This is a genomic window from Baaleninema sp. (assembly GCF_049974805.1).
Lineage (GTDB): Bacteria > Cyanobacteriota > Cyanobacteriia > Cyanobacteriales > Geitlerinemataceae > Baaleninema.
Genome location: NZ_JBNGCO010000023.1, coordinates 1 through 19,850 on the forward strand (window position 1 = coordinate 1; position 19,850 = coordinate 19,850).

Sequence of the window (19,850 nt, forward strand, 5' to 3'; positions counted from 1 at the left end):
TTAATGCGATCGCCTGTGTTTGAGGGGGGTAGATTTACGTTTTGTTATTTTATTTATCTCATCGGACTCATCAATTTTGCGTGTTGTCGAGGACGAACTGACGCAATTTCAACACTTCTTGAGGACAGATTTGATGGGCCATATCGAACTCTTCGTATGCGACGGTGGCACCGATTTCGGTGAGTCGATCGCGGGCTTGACGAGCCGCCGACAGGGGAACGATGGGATCTTGGCGTCCGTGCATGACCAAGACGGGGGGGAATTTGGCACGAGCCTCGATCGAACCGTGAAGATAGCCGCTCATGGCCACCAACCCCGCCAAGGGATAGTGCGCTCCCACGTCCAAGGTCATGGCGCCCCCTTGGGAAAAGCCCGCCAGAACCGTCTTTTCGAGGGAAATTCCCGTTTTCGCTTCCAGGCCGTCGAGCCACTGACAGAGGCGATCGCGACTGTCCGCCAAGCCATCGTACTCCTCCGTTTCCAAGTCGTACCACATTTTCCCGCCGGGAACGTAGGGGTGGGGGAGAGGGGCATCGGGACAGAGACAGAGGTAATCTGGTAAGTTCAAGAGCGGATGTAACGACGCCAAATCTCTGGCGTTGGCGCCCCAACCGTGAAGGAGGACGAGAGTTGCCGTCGGTGTTCGATCGCGTTCTGGCGCGATTTCGATAACCTCAAGTGACATGGTGCGATCTCCTCGAATACAACGGTTTTAAGACGACTGGTGCGAAACCCTCGGTAACGCGATCGATCCTACCCCGAGATGGCTGAGATTCCGTTCTCTTTGGCGCGATCGCCGTTTTGATAGCTGCTTCCGACTTCTGTAACGGACATCATGACGTACTCTTCTCGTCCAGATCCCCCAACCCGAGGTGCGATCGATCCCTTCGATCGCACCTCCACCAACCCCGAGAAAAATCCGTTTTTTTCCGACAGCGACCGCGATCGACCGGCCGCCTCGAAGCGCGATCGCACCTCCACCGTCCCCCCGTTACCGAGTCCCATGTCCTACTCAGCCTTGATTGAATGGGCCAAAACCAACGAACGGGAAGCCCTCGCCGAACGACAACAGACCCAACGTCGCCTGTCCGACCTTCAAGAAGAAGGGGAAGAACGCCTCGAAGCCGAACGCCGCAAACTTTGGCTGGAATGGGCGCTTTTAGTATTCGTGTTGTTGGCCATGTTGGGGATTTCGCTGTTGCAGTTTTTTCCGGGTCTCAGCTTAACGCGAGGGAACGGAACCGCCACCACCGCCACGAACTCCGCCGAAACCACCCCAGAGACATCAGTTGACGAGACGCCGCCTCAACCCGACTCTCAACCCGACTCTCAAACCGACTCTCAAACCGAGGTCGATCGTGCCTTACAGCAGTGGCAGTGGGATTGGGGGGACGACGCCGACGATGCCGCCTCTAACGTACCGTCTCGACCCGAACCCGATGCCTCCCTGGGGGTCGATCGCGCCTTGGGACAGTGGCAGTGGGATTGGACGGACGACACCCACGACACCGCCTCAGCCGGAGTTTATCAACCCTCAGCCCCCCAAACCTCTAGCGGAGACATCCGAAGCGATCGCCCCAGCGGAGACGCCGACAGAAGCCCTTACCCTTCTTCCGGAGGCAGTTCGACCCCGTCCGCCGTCCGCCCCAGCGGTGGCACCGTCGAAGCCGATCCTGGCGTCAATATCTGGCTGCCAGAAGGCTCGAATTTGTACGCTGTCGGTAAAGACGGCGAGAAAGTCACGGTACGTTGCGAATCCCTCTCCCACGACGGCTTTTCGGCAACCATTGTCAGCGAACAGTTACCCGACTACGTTTTTCTGGCCTCGAACTTAGACGATTGCGTTCCCGGGGTGTACCGTCCCGGCGATGCGATCGCCACCGTGGGAGACCCCCAAAACTCGGGAGAGCCTCATTTCCATTGGGAAGTCCGACAGGACGGCACGCCCATCGAACCGCCCCTGTGGTCGATCGAGTACGTCATCAAAGGGGATTTATCGGTCTATTTACCCCATAAACCTTTAGATTGAAGTCGGGAGTTCGACTGAAACCATCTATTTATTGACTCAAAGAAAATCAATGCAGCCTCGCTTATTATTATTTTTTTGTAAATTCAGGATGTTTTTATGTGAATTTAATCTGAACAGACTATAAGTCTTTTTTAATCATCGTCTTTTGAAATCAAATTACGCCCGCAAAGAAAAAATAGAATATTCTGCTTTTTGGTATGTATTCTGCCAAAAAATAAATCCTGCCATAAACTCAAACAAACTCAATATGGACAAAAAAATGCTTTAAATCAACTTGAAATCCATAAAACGCAAATTATTTTATAGCTCAAAATTTAATTTTGTAAAAAATCGACATTTATTTATAAAACTCCCGAAAATTCGCGGCTGAGAGAGGCTATACTGCAAGAAAAGGCTAACTGTAGTCGCTTAATCGCCCATCGTCCCTATGGCTTGTCTGTTTGAGCCAGGACTCGGCTGTTGCGATAACGGCAGCGTCTCCGAGAAAGCAGTAAAATTCGGATATTTAAGCAGAAAACAGCCTCGATCGCGCGATAAAGGCACATCGTATGAAAAAAACACAGCACTTCAAGCCAAATGACTCAACTGCCACTTGAGGATGCATCGCCAACACAGCTCGATTCCCATCGCGCACGGAGCAATCCCTATCTCGATACCGCAGCTCGCCGAAAGCCGTCGGAGATTTACCCAGCGCCACCGAGACGCCGTCCTCAACCTCGTCCCTATCGTCCCCTGTCTTCACCCTCTCGATCGCAGGAAACGGGATTATCTGCCTATCATCCATTACACAACTGGGCCCGCCAAATCGAAGCCGAACGGGAAACTCAACTTAAAGAAGCCGAAGCTCGCATCGCCGCCCTCAAAGAACGCCACGACAGCTTACTCGCCGACGAAGGAACGCCGCTGTGGTGGGAATTGGTGGTGTTATTTCTCGCCGCTCTCGGCGTAAGCTGGGGCTATATTGCCTTGTTTCCGAACCTTGCCAAAGAGCGCACGGTTCCCGCCCCAACAATTCCCGGCAAACCGACGCCTGACATCGCCTCGAAACCCGCTCCCGTCCTCTTAGAAGATATTGCCGCCGCCCCAGTCGAAAAGCAAGTACAGTTAAAAGGACAGGACAGCGATTTCGCCACAGAACCGCTGTCCGAGTCGAAACTGCCCCTAGCGCGATCGACCCAAAAATTCAAAACGGTCATCGACGGCATCGCCAAAAAACTGCCTCCCGACTTAGAAAAACCCGTCACCCACAACGAACGCATCGCCGGGTATCGCGTCAGCGATGTTTTCCTACCCTGTCAGGCGGCGGACTTTTCCGACTGTCGCTCCGTCCATCCCGTGTACGGCAGTTACAGCGTCCCCCACTGGGGCGTCGATATCGCCATGCCCTACGGCGCTCCCTTGCGGGCTGTGGGTAAAAACAAAGCCTCTGTAGAAGTCACCTGTTCCTACCGAGCCGGAGGCGGACTCACGGCGACGATGTACAGTTCCAGCTTTCCCGAGTACGAATTCCGGGCGATGCACCTCAGCGATTGCTTGCCGGGAACTTACGAAGCCGGGGATATTGTAGCGGCGGTGGGTTCGAGTGGCGGCACCACCGGTCCTCATCTCCACTGGGAAGCGAAATTTTACGATCGCCGCATCGATCCCCCCCGTTGGTCGATCGAATACGTCATCAAAGGCGATATCGTCTTAGAAATTCCCAAAAAATACACCTATTAAACGACAGCAATTCAAGGAATTTCTCGATCGCAGCACGGGCGTCGAGCCGGTGCTGCGCCAGACCCAGCCTCAAAACCCCGCCTCAAATTATCAACCAAATCGCCAAGCCCCAAAACGGCAGGAATCGCAACCAACGCACCGCACTCCCCACAGGTTCGACGGCGCCAATTAACACCGCTTGAAAAATCCCGAAGAGGATTAAATCCGTACTGAACGCCACCGCCACGCGATCGCTCGTCACTTTCTCGGCGAAAAACTGCAACCGTTCCGCCAATCCCCCAAATTCCGGGCGTCCGACAAAAAACCAAACCACGGCGATCGATCCCACCACCAACCCCGTCCAGCCAAAAACCCGCGCCAGAAGTCCCTTTTCGCGCCGTTGGCTGACATCGGGAACCGTCATCGATCGACGCGCCATATAGGGCATCATAAAAATATTCGTCAAAAACATCGCCGCGCCCCACACCCCCACGCGAGGAACCCGATACCCTCGCGCATCGGCCAGAAACAGCGGCAAAAACATAAAAATCCAGGCTTCGGCAAAATTAAAAAACGCCTCTGTCACCGGATGCACCACCGGGGCGTCGATACCCGGAATTCCGCTGAGAATCGGCAACAGGAAAAAGAAATTGGTCGATTCGTCGATGAGTTCCCGTACCGTCTCCGGTTGAATCGCCCAAAGCGGCTCCCCAGGAAGCCACCAATTCGGCGGCGAGAGCAACAACAGCCCTACGTACACAGCCGTCAGAACCCACAACAACCGGGCGTAACCGGGATAGAGTTTCGTATTTTTCTCGTTTTTCTCATTCTCAGATTTGGGAGTTTCCCTCGGTTTCAACACAGGACGCACCAGCGGCGTTACCAACCGAATCACCCCTAACGAGAGTTTCCCCGGTTTCAAGGGCGGTTCGACTAAATCGCGGGCGAATACCAGCTTTCCCGTGGTATCGGAAATCCGGTAAAAACTCGCGCCGCGTCCGTTGGGAAACGGAATCCCATCGAGTTCCACGTGCCACAGCAACCCGACGGCGTTTCCCTCAGCTTCAGTAATATCGTCAATCACGAACAGCAAATCTTCAGGAACGCTGTCACAGGAGGTTTCAAACAGTCGGCGAACCGCTGCTTTTCCCCGAAACGGTTGAGGAAAATTCAAATCTTCATAAATACACTCGTCGTCTACCAGCGCGATCGCCCCATCGATATCGCGGCGGTTAATCGCATCGTAGAGCGATCGAACCAATTCGGACCCATTATCGAACATCTAAAAAGGAAACCCTAAATTCTCAATTCTCAATTCTCAATTCTCAAAGTTTCTCAAAAAGACCAAACCGCTGTAAAGCTGAAAGGCGGGGTCCCAATTCGTCGGTTCCGATCGCGGAATATCGATATAGGGCGTCACTTTCTCGAGGAGGAAGTTGAAATCGATCGCCGTTTCAGCAAACTGAGAAAAATCCGACCAAACGGGAATTTCGGGCAAAAATCGATCGAACGCCTGTATCATGCCGTTCCAATTAATCCGCGTCGTCGCCGATCGCATTTTACCGAGAGTTTGTTGCTGTTCCGGGGTAAAAATGACCCCTTGCTGGAAATCGTAACTGCGATCGCACAGGCGCAGGATGCAGCGTCGTCGCGGTAAGTGCAGATCGCACACTTGCGCGAAATCCCGAGTTTCCACCTTCCGCTTAACCTGTTCCTCCGTTTTGCGGCTGATGTCGTAACTCACCGCATTGACGAAAATCGGCACGCCACCGCGCACCTGCTGGCGCACCTCCTCCCAAGAAAAGCGAAATTTCCCCAGGCGATCGTGTCGATCGCGACACACCACCACAGGCTGAGGCGACAGCGATTCAAAATAAACCCCCCGCAACAGTTCCAATTTCTCAACATCCCCCACCGACGCCGCAAACGCGGGGATTTCCACCCCCTTCAACTCCTTCACATATAATTTCAACTCGCCCACCGCCCCCGTTCGATACAACCGCCACCCCCGCGACTGCAACATCAAGCGAGCGCTATAGGGATCGGCGTTAAAAATCTGGGCGAGATGTTGGGCGAATTCCTGACGGCGTTCCGGCGGCGTAGCTTCGAGGATTAACGCCCCCGGTTCCGCGTTTTTCGGATCGGCTAAAAGCTGTTCGAGTTCCTGCTGTCGCTGCTGTTGCGCCGCTTCCTGCAATCGCTGCAACCCCTGACGGGCGCGATCGATCAGTTTCGGCGAAGGACTATCTCGCAACAGTTGGCGGTAAATGGTTTCAGCCGTATCGAAACGGCGACTTTCCTCGTACAGTCGTCCGATGTAATACCGTACCCAGGGATTCTGAGGGGCTGTGCTGTTGAGGTGCTTGAGGAGTTTCGAGGCTTGTTTGAAATTGCGCTCCTCGAACGCCTTCGCCACCCGATCGATCGAGGGGTCGGACATAGATAATTTAATTTCTGAATTAAATTTAGGGCTTTCTCTATGGTTGTAGCATTTTCCGAGTTTCCCCCTCTAGAAAATGCCTTCGCCCCAACAAACCGAACCCCGATACCGTGAAGATACCGGGGTTCTCACCCAAACCGTTGCAGTTAGAACTGACGTTTCTCGAACCTATTTCAACATCAACGCCACTTCTTTCGCGAAATAGGTCAAAATCAAATCAGCCCCCGCCCGTTTAATACTGAGTAACGTTTCGAGAATCACCTTTTTCTCGTCAATCCAGCCGTTTTGACCCGCCGCCTTAATCATGGCATACTCGCCACTGACGTTGTACGCCGCCACAGGAACGTCCGTTTCCTCGCGAATCTGGCTGATGATGTCCAGATAAGGCAGAGCCGGTTTCACCATCACGATATCCGCCCCTTCCGCGATATCCAATTCCACTTCCTTAATCGCTTCGATCGAATTCGCCGGGTCCATCTGATACGTCTTCTTATCCCCAGACTTCGGCGCCGAATCCAGCGCATCCCGGAACGGACCGTAATAAGCCGAAGCATATTTCGCCGAATACGCCAAAATTCCCACGTTCGTAAATCCCGCCTCGTCGAGGGCATCGCGAATCGCCCCCACGCGCCCGTCCATCATATCCGACGGCGCCACCATGTCCGCCCCCGCCTCAGCGTGGGACACAGCCATTTTCACCAACACTTCCACCGTTTCGTCATTGAGGATATAGCCTTCCTCATCGAGTAACCCATCGTGGCCGTGGCTGGTGAAGGGATCGAGCGCCACATCCGTAATCACCACGAGATCCGGCGTACTTTCCTTGAGTGCGGCAACCGTCCGTTGAACCAAACCCTCACGATTGTAGCTTTCGCTGCCCGTTTCGTCTTTCTTCGCTTCAGGAATCACCGGAAACAGAGCGATCGCGTTAATCCCTAACGCATACACCTCCGCCACTTCTTTAACCAGGAAATCCAGCGTGTAGCGGTAGCATCCCGGCATTGACGCCACTTCCACTTTCTGATTTTCCCCTTCCATCACGAACATGGGATAAATCAGATCGTTGACGGTCAAATTCGTTTCTTGAACCATGCGCCGCAACGCCGGAGTACGACGCAAACGGCGAGGGCGACTAATGAGATTGAGGGCGTTAGGTTGAGGAGACATATGCGATCGAGTTTTTAAAACTGAATGCGTACTGAGTTAGCGAGGAGGAGTCGAAGACCGTTCCCTGGAAGTTCGAGACTTTTAACTTCGAGACTTTTAACCAAGATGCCAGCAGTCCCTTCGAGACCTTCGATCTGAGACATCTGAGAATAGTAGTTCATCGGACGGGACACCGTAAACGTTTCCGTTACGTTCTGCAACATTACTTCGCAATGTGGCCACCCCTTTCAACACCACAGCACAAACAATACTCGTTACGAGTTTAATTAAACTGGGTAGTCAAGGCGTCGTCTTTCTCAGTTGCGATGCCCGAAAACGCCTCGCCACCCACCTTTATTCATGAATCCGACCGTAGACTACCTTCGCATTAGCCTGCTCGATCGCTGTAACTTCCGGTGTCAGTACTGCATGCCCGAAGGCGAAGAACTCAACTACATTCTTCAACAAAACTTACTCAAGCCAGAGGAACTCCTGACGCTGCTGCGGGAAGTCTTCGTCCCCCTCGGATTCCGCCGCTTCCGCCTCACCGGGGGCGAACCCTTACTGCGTCCCGACGTAATAGAGATCGTCCGAGACATCGCCACCATCCCCGAAACCCAAGATTTAGCCATGACCACCAACGGCTTTCTACTGGCCGAGAAAGCCGAAGCCCTCCACGCCGCCGGACTCCAGCGCGTCAATATTAGCCTAGACTCCCTTCATCCCGATACGTTTGACAAAATTATCGGAAACCGCGCCAAAAGCCGCTGGAAACAGACCTGGGAGGGCATACAGAAAGCATATGAAGTAGGGTTCGACCCCCTAAAAATCAACGTCGTCGTCATCCCCGGCATCAACGACGAAGAAGTATTGGACTTAGCCGCCTTAACGGTCGATCGTCGCTGGCACGTAAGATTCATCGAATTCATGCCCGTCGGCAACGCCAACCTATTTACTCACAAAGGCTGGATTCCCTCCGAAGAACTACGCCAGCGCATCCGGCAACACTGGGGACTCCAAGCCGCCAGCGTCACCGGCGCCGGACCCGCCGACATCTTCCAAATTCCCGGCGCTCAGGGAACCCTCGGCTTTATCAGTCAAATGTCCGAATGTTTTTGCGATCGCTGCAACCGGATGCGTCTGTCCGCCGACGGTTGGCTTCGTCCCTGTCTCTTAGACGAAACCGGTCAAATCGACCTGCGCAGCGCCTTACGCCAAGGCGCATCTCTCCCCGAACTGCGCCAAGCCGTGGGCCATCTCCTACACCTCAAACCCGAAATCAACTTCAAAGACCGAGACAACGGCACCCTCACCGGAACCTACAGCCGCACCATGTCCCAAATTGGCGGTTGAGCGGGGGATGAGGGGATGATGGGGTGATGAGATGATGGGGTGATGAGATGATGGGGTGATGAGATGATGGGGTGATGAGATGATGGGGTGATGGGGTCAGATCCCCGGCATCTCGAAGATGCCGGGGATCTAGAAGTGGGATCTAGAAGTCACGCACCCTACCCCTGTTCCCTGTTCCCTATTCCCTGTTCCCCGTTCACTGAAAAAGTCGTCCCTTGTCGGCGATACCCAGCAAAGGACGACTTGATACGTTTGATGTGTTGAAGAGGCGGAGGATTAAGCCTGACGCGAGTAGTACTCGATCACGAGCAGCTCGTTGATTTGCAGAGCCACCCATTCTCGATCGATAACGCCGGTGACTTCCCCTTGCAGCTTGTCTTTGTCGAGTTTCAAGTGAGAAGGGATGTTGGCCAAACCGGGAGAGTCCAAGTTTTGTTTGACGAGTTCGCGAGACTTTTCGCGATTTCTCACTTCGATGAGATCCCCAGGACGACAGTTGTAGCTGGCGATGTTGACAACGCGGCCGTTGACAGTAATGTGTCCGTGGTTGACGAGCTGGCGAGCCGCCGGAATCGTCGGTGCCATACCCAGACGGAAAACCGTATTATCTAAGCGCATTTCCAGCAGTTGCAGCAGCACTTGGCCGGTGGAACCCTGGATGCGACGGGCGCGTTTGACGTAACGCAGCAGTTGTTTTTCGGTGATACCGTAGTTGAAGCGCAGCTTTTGCTTTTCCTCGAGACGGATGGCGTATTCAGAGCGCTTGCGGCGACCTTGGCCGTGTTCGCCTGGGGGATAGCTGCGTTTGGGATCTTTCCGGGTCAGACCGGGTAACGTACCTAAACGGCGAACGACTCTCAGGCGAGGTCCTCGATATCGTGACATAGAGTTTCCTGTGTGTGGATGTGTTCTAGTGGGTGGATGTGTTCTCGTTGACCGGGGCAGTCCATGTATCCCGGCGCTGACAAGCGTGCCTTCGGCACGGCTTTGCCAACGGTACTACAGCGCGGAACCGATCGCTCCGGCGAACCCCTTACAAGTTAATGGGGTCTACCATCTGCAACCATTTTTGTTGAATTCAGCCTGAATTCAGCCAATGGATAGCAGGAGAGGTTTCTGGTGGATTCAAGTGAAATTAACCCAAGCATTTTATTTTGACATCCTCTCCGCCCTAGAAAGACGGCGATTCCAGAACCTCACGATTTGGGTTGGGTGCTTCCTTCCCTTACGGGTTTTTGGCAACTGATCGATCGGGCATAATACCCTTTCGAGTTTTAAATGCGCTCCACAGGCTGTAACGGTGTGTCCCACCGCCAAAAGTTCAATTCGATTGGAATGTGAGCCAATGGAATGTGAGCCAAACTCACTAATTTGGTTTTCGTTAGTCAGTTTACCCACAGCCATCTAGTGTACCATGCAAAGTTAAAGCCGTTCTAGAAGGACGGGGTTTTCAGACCGAAATTTTCGATAAAGCACAGTCAGGCTGAGTTCTAAACGGTCTGGCTTTAAAATATTGGGGATTATGTCGCGATCGATTGACAGAAGTTGCCGAAAATGCAGTTATCCAAGCGAGAAGATTCTATGAACGCCAAATTTTTCCGGACGATTGCCAGTTTGGGAGCGATCGCGGGACTGTCGATGACAGTTCTGCCGAACCCTCCCGCACAAGCGAGAAAAGGTAGCCAAGCCGACTACAATGCCTGTACGACCCAATTACTCGATCGCGGTCTCGACAACGAAGTGGTGGCCTTGGCTTGCGGTACCGCCTTCGCGCCGAGAGATTTGGCCAGTTGCGTGGCCGAAATCGACGAAGGTACCGAAATTACAGCGGTGACCGCCCTCGATAACTGCCGCGAAGTCCGCCGTCCTCGGGAGTTGTCCAGTTGCGTCGTAGACATTGCGGGACTGACGACGACGGAAAACTTACCCATCGTCCTCGATAGCTGTCGCCGCAGCCTGCTTCCGGAACGCTACGCCAACTGCGTCACCGGAATCACCCCTCCCTCTGACTTAGCCACCCTTGACGTGATGGACAGTTGCATCGACGCCACCGATCGCATTCGCGATTTCTACCCCACCTTTATTCCGGCGGAATAGCAATTTTCAGCCCAAAAAAGCGAACCGATTTTAAACCGACGAAGAGAGGGGAAGATGGGGAGATAATTTCACATCATCCCATTCCCCCCCCTCATCCCATTACCCCATCATCCCCTCATCACTCAGTCAGTTCAGTATTGACCTCGTTGAGGGGTCGTCGTTTCAACTCCAGAGATTCCGATCGCGGTAGCAGGTCGAAAATCTCCCGAAATACGTCGTCGAGGGTTTCAAACGCCACCTGACCCCGACCTTGAAAGCGAACCTCTCCGCTATCGTCGAAGACGACGGTTTTGGGAACGAAGCCATCGTAGTAATAACCGGGGTCGGATCGATCGAACTCCTCTTTCATGGCAATACTATCGACGTTTACCGGAACGAAGTTCGCCACGCGACCGTAATAGGCTTGCAGTTGGGAAACCGTCGTGGTAAACCCCTTGCAGTCGCTGCTGTCATCGAGATACAGCACCAGCAGCGTCGGCCGTTCCGCCTCGAGAGACCGTTTTAAATCCACCTTCGGGGGAACCAAAGACCCGTTTCCGGCGTAGAGGGCGAAAATATTGCCATCATATTTATCGTCGTCGATTTTTGCCCAAGCTGGCGTCACGGCGATCGACCACAGCGCGATCGCTACACAAAAGACAGAGAGCCAGCGTCGCCAATTCCAGCAAGCACGCATCATCATATCCGTAGACAAAAGCAGTTTTCCCGTTAAGGTTTGTTAACGATTTCTCTAGAGTATCAGTTCCCTTCGGTTAACCGATGCCCCACCCCCTCGTCGGACGCCTGCAAATTCTGCTAAAGTCAAGAAAAGAGACAAGCCATTCGGCGGTGATAGAGGTTCATAGTATCGATCGGTTTCCCTATCGGTATTCACAGACCACACTCCGAAAGCTCCATCTCAAGACGAATTCAATTTGGGAAATCGCGAATGTCTATTTACATTGGTAATCTCAATTACGAGATTACCCAGGAAGACCTACAAGAGGTCTTCACTGACTACGGAACCGTTACGCGGGTTCACTTGCCGACCGACCGGGAAACAGGTCGCGTGCGCGGGTTCGCCTTCGTGGAAATGGAAGACGAAACCGATGAAGAACGCGCCATCGAAGAACTAGATGGAGCAGAGTGGATGGACCGCCGCCTTCGCGTTAACAAAGCGAAGCCTCGTCAAGACAAACGCTCTAGCAGTGGCGGCAGACAGTCTTTCGGTCGCAGCCGCTCTCGCGATTTCTAAAGCCGCCGAACGGGCGAAACAACTTGTAACGACTATGGAGAAGCTTCTGGTATGACCCAAATTATTGTGGGTGAAAACGAAGGAATCGAATCGGCTCTGCGCCGCTTCCGCCGTGGTGTTTCTAGAGCGGGAATTTTTCTCGATCTCAAGAAAAACCGCCATTTTGAAACGCCGCTGGAAAAACGCAAGCGGAAAGCGGAAGCCTTACGGAAACAGCGTCGTCGTCGGCATCGCCGTCGCTCGAGCTAGTATTCCGCAAGGGGTCGAGAGCTATCGATAATCGCGAAAATGTGGTTATCGACCGTTTCTGTTCGATCGATCCCCGTCAAGTGCGGGTTTTTCAGTGCAGAGGGTAGAGTGTAGAGGGTAGAGTGCGGCTTGAGTCGTTCTTATCTGCACTCTGGCTTGGCTGGAAAACCCGCACTTTTACAGCGAACAGCGATCGGTTAACAGTTAACAGATTGCTCCTCATCACCCCATCACCCCATCATCCCCTCATCTCTGACAGGATTTGGGTGAGAACGCGATCGCGCAAATCCGGTGCGTCTGCGTCGAACCATTCAATTTCGGGATAAGCGTTAAACCAAGTTCGTTGACGTTTGGCAAACTGACGGGTGTGTAACGCCGTCAACTCTACGGCTTCGTCTAAAGAAATGTCTCCGGCGAGATAACGCTTCATTTCCGCGTATCCCAAGGTGTTCAACAGGGGCAAATCTGCCCCGTAGCGACGAATTAGGGTTTCGACTTCCGCCACGAATCCCATGTCCACCATTTTTTGCGTGCGCTGGCGAATGCGGCGATCGAGTGCCTCGGGGTCGCAGGCTAAACCGAGATGTAAAATAGGATAGTCTGGTGGCTCTTCTCCCTGTTGCTGCGAGAGGGGACGGCCGGTGACGGTATAGACTTCTAAAGCCCGTAGGGTGCGCGTGGCGTCGTTGGCGTGGATTTTTGTCGCTGCTGTAGGGTCTACCTGCTGCAACATCTGATAACACTGCGGTTGTCCCAAGGCCGCCAGTTGCGATCGCAGTTCCGGATGTGGCGGAACCCGGGGAATCTTCAACCCCTTGGTGACGGATTTGATATACAACCCCGTTCCCCCCACCAACAACGGCGGCGATTCTGGATTTTTTTGATGTTGTGCGGCGATGAGATGCTGCGCTTGTTGCTGGTAGTCGGCGAGAGTTAGCTGTGCGATCGGATCGCAACAATCGATGAGATAATGGGGAACGAGTTGTAACTCTTCTGGCGTGGGTTTCGCCGTGCCGATGTCGAACTCTCGATACACCTGACGGGAATCGGCACTGAGAATCACCGAACCGAGTCGCTGCGCCAATTCGATCGCCAATCCCGATTTTCCCGTTGCCGTCGCTCCACAAACAACAATACATCCTGGTAACGGTTTCGCCTTCGCTCCCTTCACGCCATTTCCCTACGCACTAACCCATTAATTTTAGTACATCCACCCCCCACTCAAATCGCGCTCCATCTGCCCCTAAAATCGAGCGTAACCATTTTGTGTTAGAATTTTTATGATTTTTGTCGTCCGTCAAAAAATCTGGCGGGTTTAACCCCCTATTTTCGGAGAAGCAGTCATGACCAGTAGCTATAGTGCCGACCAAATTCAGGTTCTCGAAGGACTGGAGGCGGTTCGCAAGCGACCGGGGATGTACATCGGTTCGACGGGGCCGCGAGGTCTGCACCACTTGGTTTACGAAGTGGTGGACAACGCCATCGACGAGGCACTAGCTGGTTATTGCACCCACATCGAAATCGACCTCAACGCGGACGGTTCGGTGAGCGTGACGGACGACGGAAGAGGTATTCCGACGGAAGTTCACTCGAAAACCGGACGTTCCGCCCTGGAAACGGTTCTCACCGTCCTCCACGCCGGCGGTAAGTTCGGCGGCGGCGGTTATAAAGTCTCTGGGGGGTTGCACGGGGTTGGCGTCTCTGTCGTCAACGCCCTCTCGGAATGGGTGGAAGTTACGGTTTGGCGGGAGAAAAAGGTTCATACCCAACGCTACGAACGGGGTAAACCCGTCGAAGACCTGAAAACGAAACCCAGTCCCGAGAAGAAACGCACCGGAACCTCGGTTCGATTTTTACCCGATCGCGATATCTTCACCACGGGAATCGAGTTCGATTACACCACCATCGCCGGACGCATTCGCGAACTGGCCTATCTTAACGCGGGCGTTCGCATCACCTTTACGGACTATCGCCTCGAACTCCTGGGAACGACGGAACCTCGCGTGGAAACCTACTGTTACGAGGGGGGAATCCGCGAGTACGTTCAATATATGAACCGGGATAAAGAACCGATTCACGAAGAAATTATTTACGTTTCTGGAGAACGGAATAACGTCCAAGTCGAAGTGGCCTTACAGTGGTCGATCGACGCCTACAGTGACAACCTCCTCGGCTTCGCCAACAACATTCGTACCGTAGACGGCGGAACGCACCTCGAAGGCTTGAAAACCGTCTTGACGCGGACGATGAACAATATCGCCCGCAAGCGCAACAAATTGAAGGAAGGGGCGTCGAATCTGGGGGGCGAGAACGTCCGCGAAGGCTTGACGGGGGTGATTTCCGTGAAAGTCCCCGATCCCGAATTTGAGGGTCAGACGAAGACGAAACTGGGAAATACGGAAGTTCGCGGAATCGTCGATTCGTTGGTGGGGGAAGTGCTGACGGAGTATCTGGAGTTTCGCCCCAACGTCGCCGATGCGATTCTCGAGAAAGCGATTCAAGCCTTTAACGCTGCTGAAGCTGCACGCCGGGCCCGGGAACTGGTACGCCGGAAGTCGGTGTTGGAATCTTCGACGCTACCGGGGAAATTGGCTGATTGCAGTACGAAAGATCCCTCGGAATCGGAAATCTTTTTGGTGGAGGGGGACTCCGCAGGTGGGAGTGCGAAACAGGGACGCGATCGCCGCTTTCAGGCGATTTTGCCCCTGCGCGGTAAAATCCTCAACATTGAGAAAACGGACGACGCGAAGATTTATAAAAACAACGAGATTCAGTCGTTGATTACGGCCATCGGTTTGGGGATTAAAGGGGAAGAGTTCGACGAATCCCAATTGCGCTATCACCGCATTATTCTGATGACGGACGCTGACGTGGACGGGGCGCACATTCGGACGCTGTTGTTGACGTTCTTCTATCGCTATCAGCGGGAGTTGGTCGATCGCGGTTTTGTATACATTGCTTGTCCGCCGCTGTACAAAGTGGAACGGGGACGCAACCATCAATATTGTTATAGCGATCGCGAGTTGCACCGCTATCTCAACGAGTTACCGTCTAACGCCAATTACAACATTCAGCGGTTTAAAGGGTTGGGTGAAATGATGCCGACTCAGCTTTGGAATACGACGATGAATCCAGAAACTCGTCTGTTGAAGCGGGTTGAAATTGAAGACGCCGCCGAAGCCGATCGCATCTTTACGGTGTTGATGGGGGATAAAGTCGCCCCCCGCCGCGAGTTCATTGAAACGGAAGGTCCGAAATTGAATCTCGACGATTTGGATATTTAAGTTCGAGATTTCAAGAGAAATTTCAAGAGAAGATACGATAGGGATGTTGGATACAACGTCCCTATTTTTTTCTGATATTGTCTGATTTCACAGAAAAGGTTTACTTCACTACAGAGGCACAGAGAACACAGAGAGTTTTTTGCAGGCTAAACTGCGGAAGCTTGCACGAACGGAGAAACCGATGCAGGACTTACGTATTCACCCCATTTGTAGGGTGGGCAATGCCAACTCTAACCTACATTTAGTGTGGTTAACGTTTAATTGCGTAAGTCCAGCGATGTTTGAGATTCGGATTCTGTATAACTGTCCCCAGGGTGCATCTCAAAAATGTAAATTCATCGAATTGGGCGCACTCAATTTCCAGATCCCCGGCATCTTGGAGATGCCGGGGATCTTATACCGGAAGTGCTAATCGGGAATTTTGCCACCCCAAACTGATGTTTTTGCAAAAGTGAGATGCACCCTGTCCCCAAATTACTAATGCTATTTCACTTAATTTTATTTCGGATGTCACTTCTCGATAAATCATGCCTGAAGAATCCTTAGAGAATATATTAAAAAAATATCAAAATTCTTTTAGCGACAAAGTTTATGCTAAAGAAAATGAAGAGCGAGATCCTTTAATGAATGTATTTGAAATTTCTCCTCAATTAAAAAGAGAAAACAGACAGTATTGGGGACGCGAACTTGGAATGTGTTGGCAGTTATTAGTTGTTGAAGTCTGTAAAAAATACTGCCCTGATTTTCATCCGGCGGTCAAATTTGGAAGTGATGAGCCATGCGATTTGGTCGTTGAAAATTATGCAATTGATACGAAATATCGGATAGGTTCTGGAGATTCGGGAACTCTGAAAAAATTTAAGCGGTATGGTTCGCTGCTACGCAAAAAAACTATACACCTATTTTATGACTTCGTTGAGCGTCATTGTTTTTAGGGAGATATATTGATATGATGTATGCTATATTTTTTGTTGTTTTTTTAAGTCCTGATATCGATTTGTGATAATATATTATTTCTGAATAATATCAATTTTGCAATATATTGCAAGTTCATTTTTTAAATGATTTGCTATGAATAAAATTTTGATTTTTAACCACAGAGGTACAGAGAACACAGAGGGTGCATCTCAAAAATGTAAATTTATTAGATCGGAGTCTCTGCACTGAATCGATATGTTGTTGGGTTTCGCTCTCACTCCACCCAACCTACCGCAAACTAATATTTTTACAAAAGTGAGATGAACCCAAACACAGAGAATTACACCGGGTAGACAGGCTATAAAATGAAGAAACAAAAAATCAAAATGTCACCACGTCTCGAATCGTTGAAATGGAGGCTTTGGTGAAGTAACTACAGCGAAATTGTTCTTCACAAACGGCTTCTAAAAATCGGTCGATCGATGGCTTATCCTCCGAATTTTTCTCTAAAACTTGAGAGTGTTTTATTTGAACAGTATCCTGACGAAGCTGGGTTTGAAAACCCAACTCTTGCAGGGCTAAAAATCCGAGGGATAGGGTGCGATCGCTCAATGCCAATTTATCGCGAATTTTATAAATCTCAACCCGTTTGCCCGTCCGATTTAAATACTTAGCAACACCTAACAATTCCATGAAAATCTCTTCTGGCGAAACGGGTTCCGGCTCGGAATAAGCCAGGGCTAATTCTCCCGTCGCGCCCAACTCTTGGCGAACTTGGCGAAACCATCGTTCGAGTTGTTCCCAACTACTCGGACAGGTTTCTAGTAACGGCGGGTGCGGCTGGGGAATTTCCGATTTTACCCGCCAGTCGAGAAGGCGAAATTTCGGTTTCCCCACGATTTCCGCCGCCTGTCGCTCTAAGGCCGATCGCACGTCGATTAACCGAACTTCATAGCGTTTTTCGTAAGTATTGACATCCAGCACCACTACGGCGTCGCAGCGTCCTTTGGGAATTTCGTCTTGATAATGTCCCCACCAAACGCCGTGAAATCCGCTTTCTGCGGTTTCGTCCCAGATTTTAAAAAAGGTCTGGATGTATTTGACGGTTTTTCCGGTACTGTCGCGAAGGTTTTTATTCCAAACCTCCTCGAACCAACAATCCCGTATCAATAACTGAGGAACGGGATTTCCCATTCCGCAGGGTTCGAGATGTTTCAACTCTTTAAATAAGTCTCGTCCTAACTCCGCCACCGTCACCGTTAAATCGATGTGCAGTTGAGAGGCGACACCTCCAGTTCGTCCTAACTGCTGGGCTAATTCTCGGTTGATGGCTTCGGCGAACAAGTCCAGGTTCGACACCGGAAGACTCAACCCGGCGGCGAAGGGATGGCCGCCGAAACGATGGAGGAGATGTTCTTGGGATTTGACGAGGCGGTAGAGGTCGATTCGATCGATCGATCGCGCCGAACCCCGCGCCATCGGTGGGTCTCCCACGAGGTCGGTGCAGAGTAAAATCGTGGGACGGCTGTAATCCTGGGCGATTTGACCGGCCACCAATCCCAACACTCCCACTTCCCACTGAGGATCGCTCAATACGATGACGCTAGTGGTGGACAAGTCCAATTGTGCGAGTTTGGCTCTGACGCTGTGGTTGACGCGCCGCTGAAGTTCCTGACGTCGTGCGTTGGCCAGTTCGGCCTTGTGGGCTAAGGCTTTACAACGTTTTTCGTCGCGACTGGTGAGGAGTTCGACGCAAAAGCTGGCGTCGCCGTGAATGCGACTGACGGCGTTGATGCGCGGTCCGATCCCGAAAGATACGTCGCTGGGGCGATCGCCGCTGCGCTTACAGCGGTTTAACAGTTCTGCCACGCCGGGACGGGTGGGGTGTGTCAGTTGTTGTTGCAGTTTTTTCAGCCCCATTTGGGCTAAATAGCGACAGTCGCCGCTGAGTTCGACTAAATCGGCGATTAAGCCGATGGCGACTAAATCCAGTAAGTCTTCGAGAGGCTGTTGGGGAACCTCGGGGAGGGTTTGATAGAGAGCTTGGACGAGTTTGTAGGCCACCGCCACCCCCGACAGGTGATAGAGGGGATGGGTTTCGGGAAGGTTGCGGGGATTGACGATGGCCTCGACGGGCGGCCGCCGTTCGGGAAGGGTATGGTGGTCGGTAACGATAACGTCGATCCCCAGTTCGGCGGCCAACTGGATTTCTTCGAGGTTGGTGCTTCCCGTATCGCAGGTGACGATGAGGTTGACGTTTTCTTCGGCGAGGCGTTGGATTCCTCGTCGGTTTAAACCGTGGGAGTCGGTAAAGCGGTTGGGAACGATGTAGGACAGTTGTCGATCGCGCTCGAAAAACTGTCCTAATCCCTCCCATAACACTGAGGTTGCGGTCACGCCATCGGCGTCGAAATCGCCCCAAATCGCCACCTGTTCGTTGCGCGATCGAGCTTCCGTCAGACGGCGGACGGCTCGCTGCATTTCTCCAGCAAACTCAAAGGGGTCAGCACTTCGGTATTGCTGGGGGTCGAGGAATCCCGGTAATTTTTCCAGGTCTCGGATGTTTCGATTCCAAAGTAAAACTGCCAAGCGTTCGCACCGACCATCGGTATGCTTTTGAAGCGATCGAACAAACTCGGCGGGTGGGGTTTCGATCGGGCTGTAATGCCAAATTTTCGGGGGGGCTGACATGGCATGATTATATCACTCCCCCCTCGTCGTCCACTTCCTCTCATGAGTTTTAATTGTTGTTAAGTTTCCAACTCTATTGAATACGAGTTCCGGCTTTCAAGCGATGCGGGTTGGGATACCGAAACCGGTGAGGAAGACCGATCGATCGAGGGGGGCGAGACTTTCGCCAAGGTCTGAGGTTTAGGGAGTTTTGTGGGAGGCGCGATCTTTTTTTTCGTAGATTTGTTTGTCGATTGACGAATCTCGAAGCTACTTTCGAGATGCGCCACTTCTAGCATGGCACGGGCGGTTTCTGAGGGATCGCGCAATATGAGCTGACATCCGGCTTTACTCGCACAGCGCCGTAAAGCGACTAAGCTGGTTAAGCCGTTGCGATCGATCGCCCTCACGTCGGACAAATCGACAATCCAAGTATTTTGAGTTTTGGGACTCGACGCAACGAGCGATCGCAGCTTGCGCCGGAGTTTGGCCGCTCCGCGAGCGTCGAGCTTACCGTGAGGTCGCAGTACAATCGCCATCGCCGCTTTCGAGGTTCCCTAGTGTTCCGAACGAGCCTAATATCTCAGATATCACCCTTGAGTTCAGTAATTAAAATCCCGTCTCAGGGCGATCGCACTGAGTCATCTGATGTGATAGGCGAAGGACAGGACTTGCGATCGCGATCGCTTTCCGCGCCTCACTTCCCTCTAACTCGAGCTACTCAATGGAGGG

Annotated in this window: 19 protein-coding genes; 8 read left to right on the forward strand and 11 right to left on the reverse strand. The window is 52.3% G+C overall.

The features are described 5' to 3' along the window. Positions 1-70: 70 nt before the first annotated feature. Positions 71-685 carry an alpha/beta hydrolase gene (locus ACP5D4_RS06660; protein ID WP_428010846.1) on the reverse strand — a complete coding sequence of 205 codons (615 nt, stop codon included), beginning with the start codon at positions 683-685 and terminating at the stop codon, positions 71-73. Positions 686-753: 68 nt separating this feature from the next. Then, complete coding sequence (locus tag ACP5D4_RS06665) at positions 754-1,005, reverse strand: hypothetical protein (protein WP_428010847.1); 252 nt, start codon at positions 1,003-1,005, stop codon at positions 754-756. Between ACP5D4_RS06665 and ACP5D4_RS06670 the strand changes: the two genes are divergently transcribed. Together ACP5D4_RS06670 and ACP5D4_RS06675 are read left to right on the forward strand one after the other, a co-directional pair. Next, entirely contained in the window at positions 1,004-2,029 is a 1,026-nt protein-coding gene (locus tag ACP5D4_RS06670) for a M23 family metallopeptidase (protein WP_428010848.1), read from the forward strand. The genes ACP5D4_RS06665 and ACP5D4_RS06670 overlap by 2 nt on opposite strands. Before the next feature lie 576 nt (positions 2,030-2,605). Further along, positions 2,606-3,748: a M23 family metallopeptidase gene (locus ACP5D4_RS06675; protein ID WP_428010849.1), complete on the forward strand. Its 1,143-nt coding sequence runs from the start codon at positions 2,606-2,608 to the stop codon at positions 3,746-3,748. Positions 3,749-3,830: 82 nt separating this feature from the next. Here ACP5D4_RS06675 and ACP5D4_RS06680 read toward each other — a convergent pair whose 3' ends face one another. The 4 genes from ACP5D4_RS06680 to ACP5D4_RS06695 form a co-directional block, all read right to left on the reverse strand. Then, a complete protein-coding gene (locus tag ACP5D4_RS06680) occupies positions 3,831-5,009 on the reverse strand; it encodes a nuclear transport factor 2 family protein (RefSeq protein WP_428010850.1) in 1,179 nt (392 codons plus the stop codon). 36 nt (positions 5,010-5,045) lie between these two features. Next, positions 5,046-6,167, reverse strand: coding sequence for a tetratricopeptide repeat protein (locus ACP5D4_RS06685; RefSeq protein WP_428010851.1), 1,122 nt, complete (start codon positions 6,165-6,167; stop codon positions 5,046-5,048). Between the two features lie 168 nt (positions 6,168-6,335). Beyond that, a complete protein-coding gene (hemB, locus tag ACP5D4_RS06690; RefSeq protein WP_428010852.1) occupies positions 6,336-7,334 on the reverse strand; it encodes a porphobilinogen synthase in 999 nt (332 codons plus the stop codon). 14 nt (positions 7,335-7,348) lie between these two features. Beyond that, positions 7,349-7,537, reverse strand: coding sequence for a hypothetical protein (locus ACP5D4_RS06695; RefSeq protein WP_428010853.1), 189 nt, complete (start codon positions 7,535-7,537; stop codon positions 7,349-7,351). A gap of 136 nt (positions 7,538-7,673) precedes the next feature. On the opposite strand from ACP5D4_RS06695, the gene moaA reads away from it, so the two are divergent. Then, complete coding sequence (gene moaA, locus ACP5D4_RS06700) at positions 7,674-8,666, forward strand: GTP 3',8-cyclase MoaA (protein ID WP_428010854.1); 993 nt, start codon at positions 7,674-7,676, stop codon at positions 8,664-8,666. Positions 8,667-8,942: 276 nt separating this feature from the next. Here moaA and rpsD read toward each other — a convergent pair whose 3' ends face one another. Further along, positions 8,943-9,551: a 30S ribosomal protein S4 gene (rpsD, locus tag ACP5D4_RS06705; protein ID WP_428010855.1), complete on the reverse strand. Its 609-nt coding sequence runs from the start codon at positions 9,549-9,551 to the stop codon at positions 8,943-8,945. 696 nt (positions 9,552-10,247) lie between these two features. Between rpsD and ACP5D4_RS06710 the strand changes: the two genes are divergently transcribed. Then, positions 10,248-10,763, forward strand: a complete 516-nt coding sequence (locus ACP5D4_RS06710) for a hypothetical protein (RefSeq protein ID WP_428010856.1) — start codon at positions 10,248-10,250, stop codon at positions 10,761-10,763. Between the two features lie 118 nt (positions 10,764-10,881). On the opposite strand, the gene ACP5D4_RS06715 is transcribed toward ACP5D4_RS06710, so the two are convergent. Further along, positions 10,882-11,439: a thylakoid membrane photosystem I accumulation factor gene (locus ACP5D4_RS06715; protein ID WP_428010891.1), complete on the reverse strand. Its 558-nt coding sequence runs from the start codon at positions 11,437-11,439 to the stop codon at positions 10,882-10,884. Between the two features lie 252 nt (positions 11,440-11,691). Between ACP5D4_RS06715 and ACP5D4_RS06720 the strand changes: the two genes are divergently transcribed. Further along, on the forward strand, positions 11,692-11,997 hold the full coding sequence (locus tag ACP5D4_RS06720; RefSeq protein ID WP_428010857.1) for an RNA recognition motif domain-containing protein: 306 nt from the start codon (positions 11,692-11,694) through the stop codon (positions 11,995-11,997). Between the two features lie 51 nt (positions 11,998-12,048). After that, on the forward strand, positions 12,049-12,246 hold the full coding sequence (rpsU, locus tag ACP5D4_RS06725) for a 30S ribosomal protein S21 (protein WP_017659473.1): 198 nt from the start codon (positions 12,049-12,051) through the stop codon (positions 12,244-12,246). Positions 12,247-12,484: 238 nt separating this feature from the next. On the opposite strand, the gene miaA is transcribed toward rpsU, so the two are convergent. Beyond that, positions 12,485-13,417 carry a tRNA (adenosine(37)-N6)-dimethylallyltransferase MiaA gene (miaA, locus tag ACP5D4_RS06730; protein ID WP_428010858.1) on the reverse strand — a complete coding sequence of 311 codons (933 nt, stop codon included), beginning with the start codon at positions 13,415-13,417 and terminating at the stop codon, positions 12,485-12,487. Positions 13,418-13,589: 172 nt separating this feature from the next. Here miaA and gyrB point away from each other — a divergent pair, with 172 nt between their 5' ends. Both gyrB and ACP5D4_RS06740 read left to right on the forward strand, forming a co-directional pair. Beyond that, complete coding sequence (gene gyrB, locus ACP5D4_RS06735) at positions 13,590-15,530, forward strand: DNA topoisomerase (ATP-hydrolyzing) subunit B (protein ID WP_428010859.1); 1,941 nt, start codon at positions 13,590-13,592, stop codon at positions 15,528-15,530. A 527-nt stretch (positions 15,531-16,057) separates the two neighbouring features. Further along, positions 16,058-16,465 carry a hypothetical protein gene (locus tag ACP5D4_RS06740; protein WP_428010860.1) on the forward strand — a complete coding sequence of 136 codons (408 nt, stop codon included), beginning with the start codon at positions 16,058-16,060 and terminating at the stop codon, positions 16,463-16,465. A 364-nt stretch (positions 16,466-16,829) separates the two neighbouring features. Here the strand turns inward: ACP5D4_RS06740 and recJ are convergent, their stop codons facing one another. Both recJ and ACP5D4_RS06750 read right to left on the reverse strand, forming a co-directional pair. Beyond that, positions 16,830-19,139 carry a single-stranded-DNA-specific exonuclease RecJ gene (recJ, locus tag ACP5D4_RS06745; protein WP_428010861.1) on the reverse strand — a complete coding sequence of 770 codons (2,310 nt, stop codon included), beginning with the start codon at positions 19,137-19,139 and terminating at the stop codon, positions 16,830-16,832. A 59-nt stretch (positions 19,140-19,198) separates the two neighbouring features. Beyond that, complete coding sequence (locus ACP5D4_RS06750; protein WP_428010862.1) at positions 19,199-19,657, reverse strand: STAS domain-containing protein; 459 nt, start codon at positions 19,655-19,657, stop codon at positions 19,199-19,201. Positions 19,658-19,850 lie beyond the last annotated feature (193 nt).

Coding starts and splice junctions, on each gene's coding strand:
- ACP5D4_RS06660 (WP_428010846.1), bottom strand. CDS start 685: ATGTCACTTGAGGTTATCGAAATCGCGCCAGAACGCGATCGAACACCG.
- ACP5D4_RS06670 (WP_428010848.1), top strand. CDS start 1,004: ATGTCCTACTCAGCCTTGATTGAATGGGCCAAAACCAACGAACGGGAA.
- ACP5D4_RS06665 (WP_428010847.1), bottom strand. CDS start 1,005: ATGGGACTCGGTAACGGGGGGACGGTGGAGGTGCGATCGCGCTTCGAG.
- ACP5D4_RS06675 (WP_428010849.1), top strand. CDS start 2,606: ATGACTCAACTGCCACTTGAGGATGCATCGCCAACACAGCTCGATTCC.
- ACP5D4_RS06680 (WP_428010850.1), bottom strand. CDS start 5,009: ATGTTCGATAATGGGTCCGAATTGGTTCGATCGCTCTACGATGCGATT.
- ACP5D4_RS06685 (WP_428010851.1), bottom strand. CDS start 6,167: ATGTCCGACCCCTCGATCGATCGGGTGGCGAAGGCGTTCGAGGAGCGC.
- hemB (WP_428010852.1), bottom strand. CDS start 7,334: ATGTCTCCTCAACCTAACGCCCTCAATCTCATTAGTCGCCCTCGCCGT.
- ACP5D4_RS06695 (WP_428010853.1), bottom strand. CDS start 7,537: ATGTTGCAGAACGTAACGGAAACGTTTACGGTGTCCCGTCCGATGAAC.
- moaA (WP_428010854.1), top strand. CDS start 7,674: ATGAATCCGACCGTAGACTACCTTCGCATTAGCCTGCTCGATCGCTGT.
- rpsD (WP_428010855.1), bottom strand. CDS start 9,551: ATGTCACGATATCGAGGACCTCGCCTGAGAGTCGTTCGCCGTTTAGGT.
- ACP5D4_RS06710 (WP_428010856.1), top strand. CDS start 10,248: ATGAACGCCAAATTTTTCCGGACGATTGCCAGTTTGGGAGCGATCGCG.
- ACP5D4_RS06715 (WP_428010891.1), bottom strand. CDS start 11,439: ATGCGTGCTTGCTGGAATTGGCGACGCTGGCTCTCTGTCTTTTGTGTA.
- ACP5D4_RS06720 (WP_428010857.1), top strand. CDS start 11,692: ATGTCTATTTACATTGGTAATCTCAATTACGAGATTACCCAGGAAGAC.
- rpsU (WP_017659473.1), top strand. CDS start 12,049: ATGACCCAAATTATTGTGGGTGAAAACGAAGGAATCGAATCGGCTCTG.
- gyrB (WP_428010859.1), top strand. CDS start 13,590: ATGACCAGTAGCTATAGTGCCGACCAAATTCAGGTTCTCGAAGGACTG.
- ACP5D4_RS06740 (WP_428010860.1), top strand. CDS start 16,058: ATGCCTGAAGAATCCTTAGAGAATATATTAAAAAAATATCAAAATTCT.
- recJ (WP_428010861.1), bottom strand. CDS start 19,139: ATGTCAGCCCCCCCGAAAATTTGGCATTACAGCCCGATCGAAACCCCA.
- ACP5D4_RS06750 (WP_428010862.1), bottom strand. CDS start 19,657: ATGGCGATTGTACTGCGACCTCACGGTAAGCTCGACGCTCGCGGAGCG.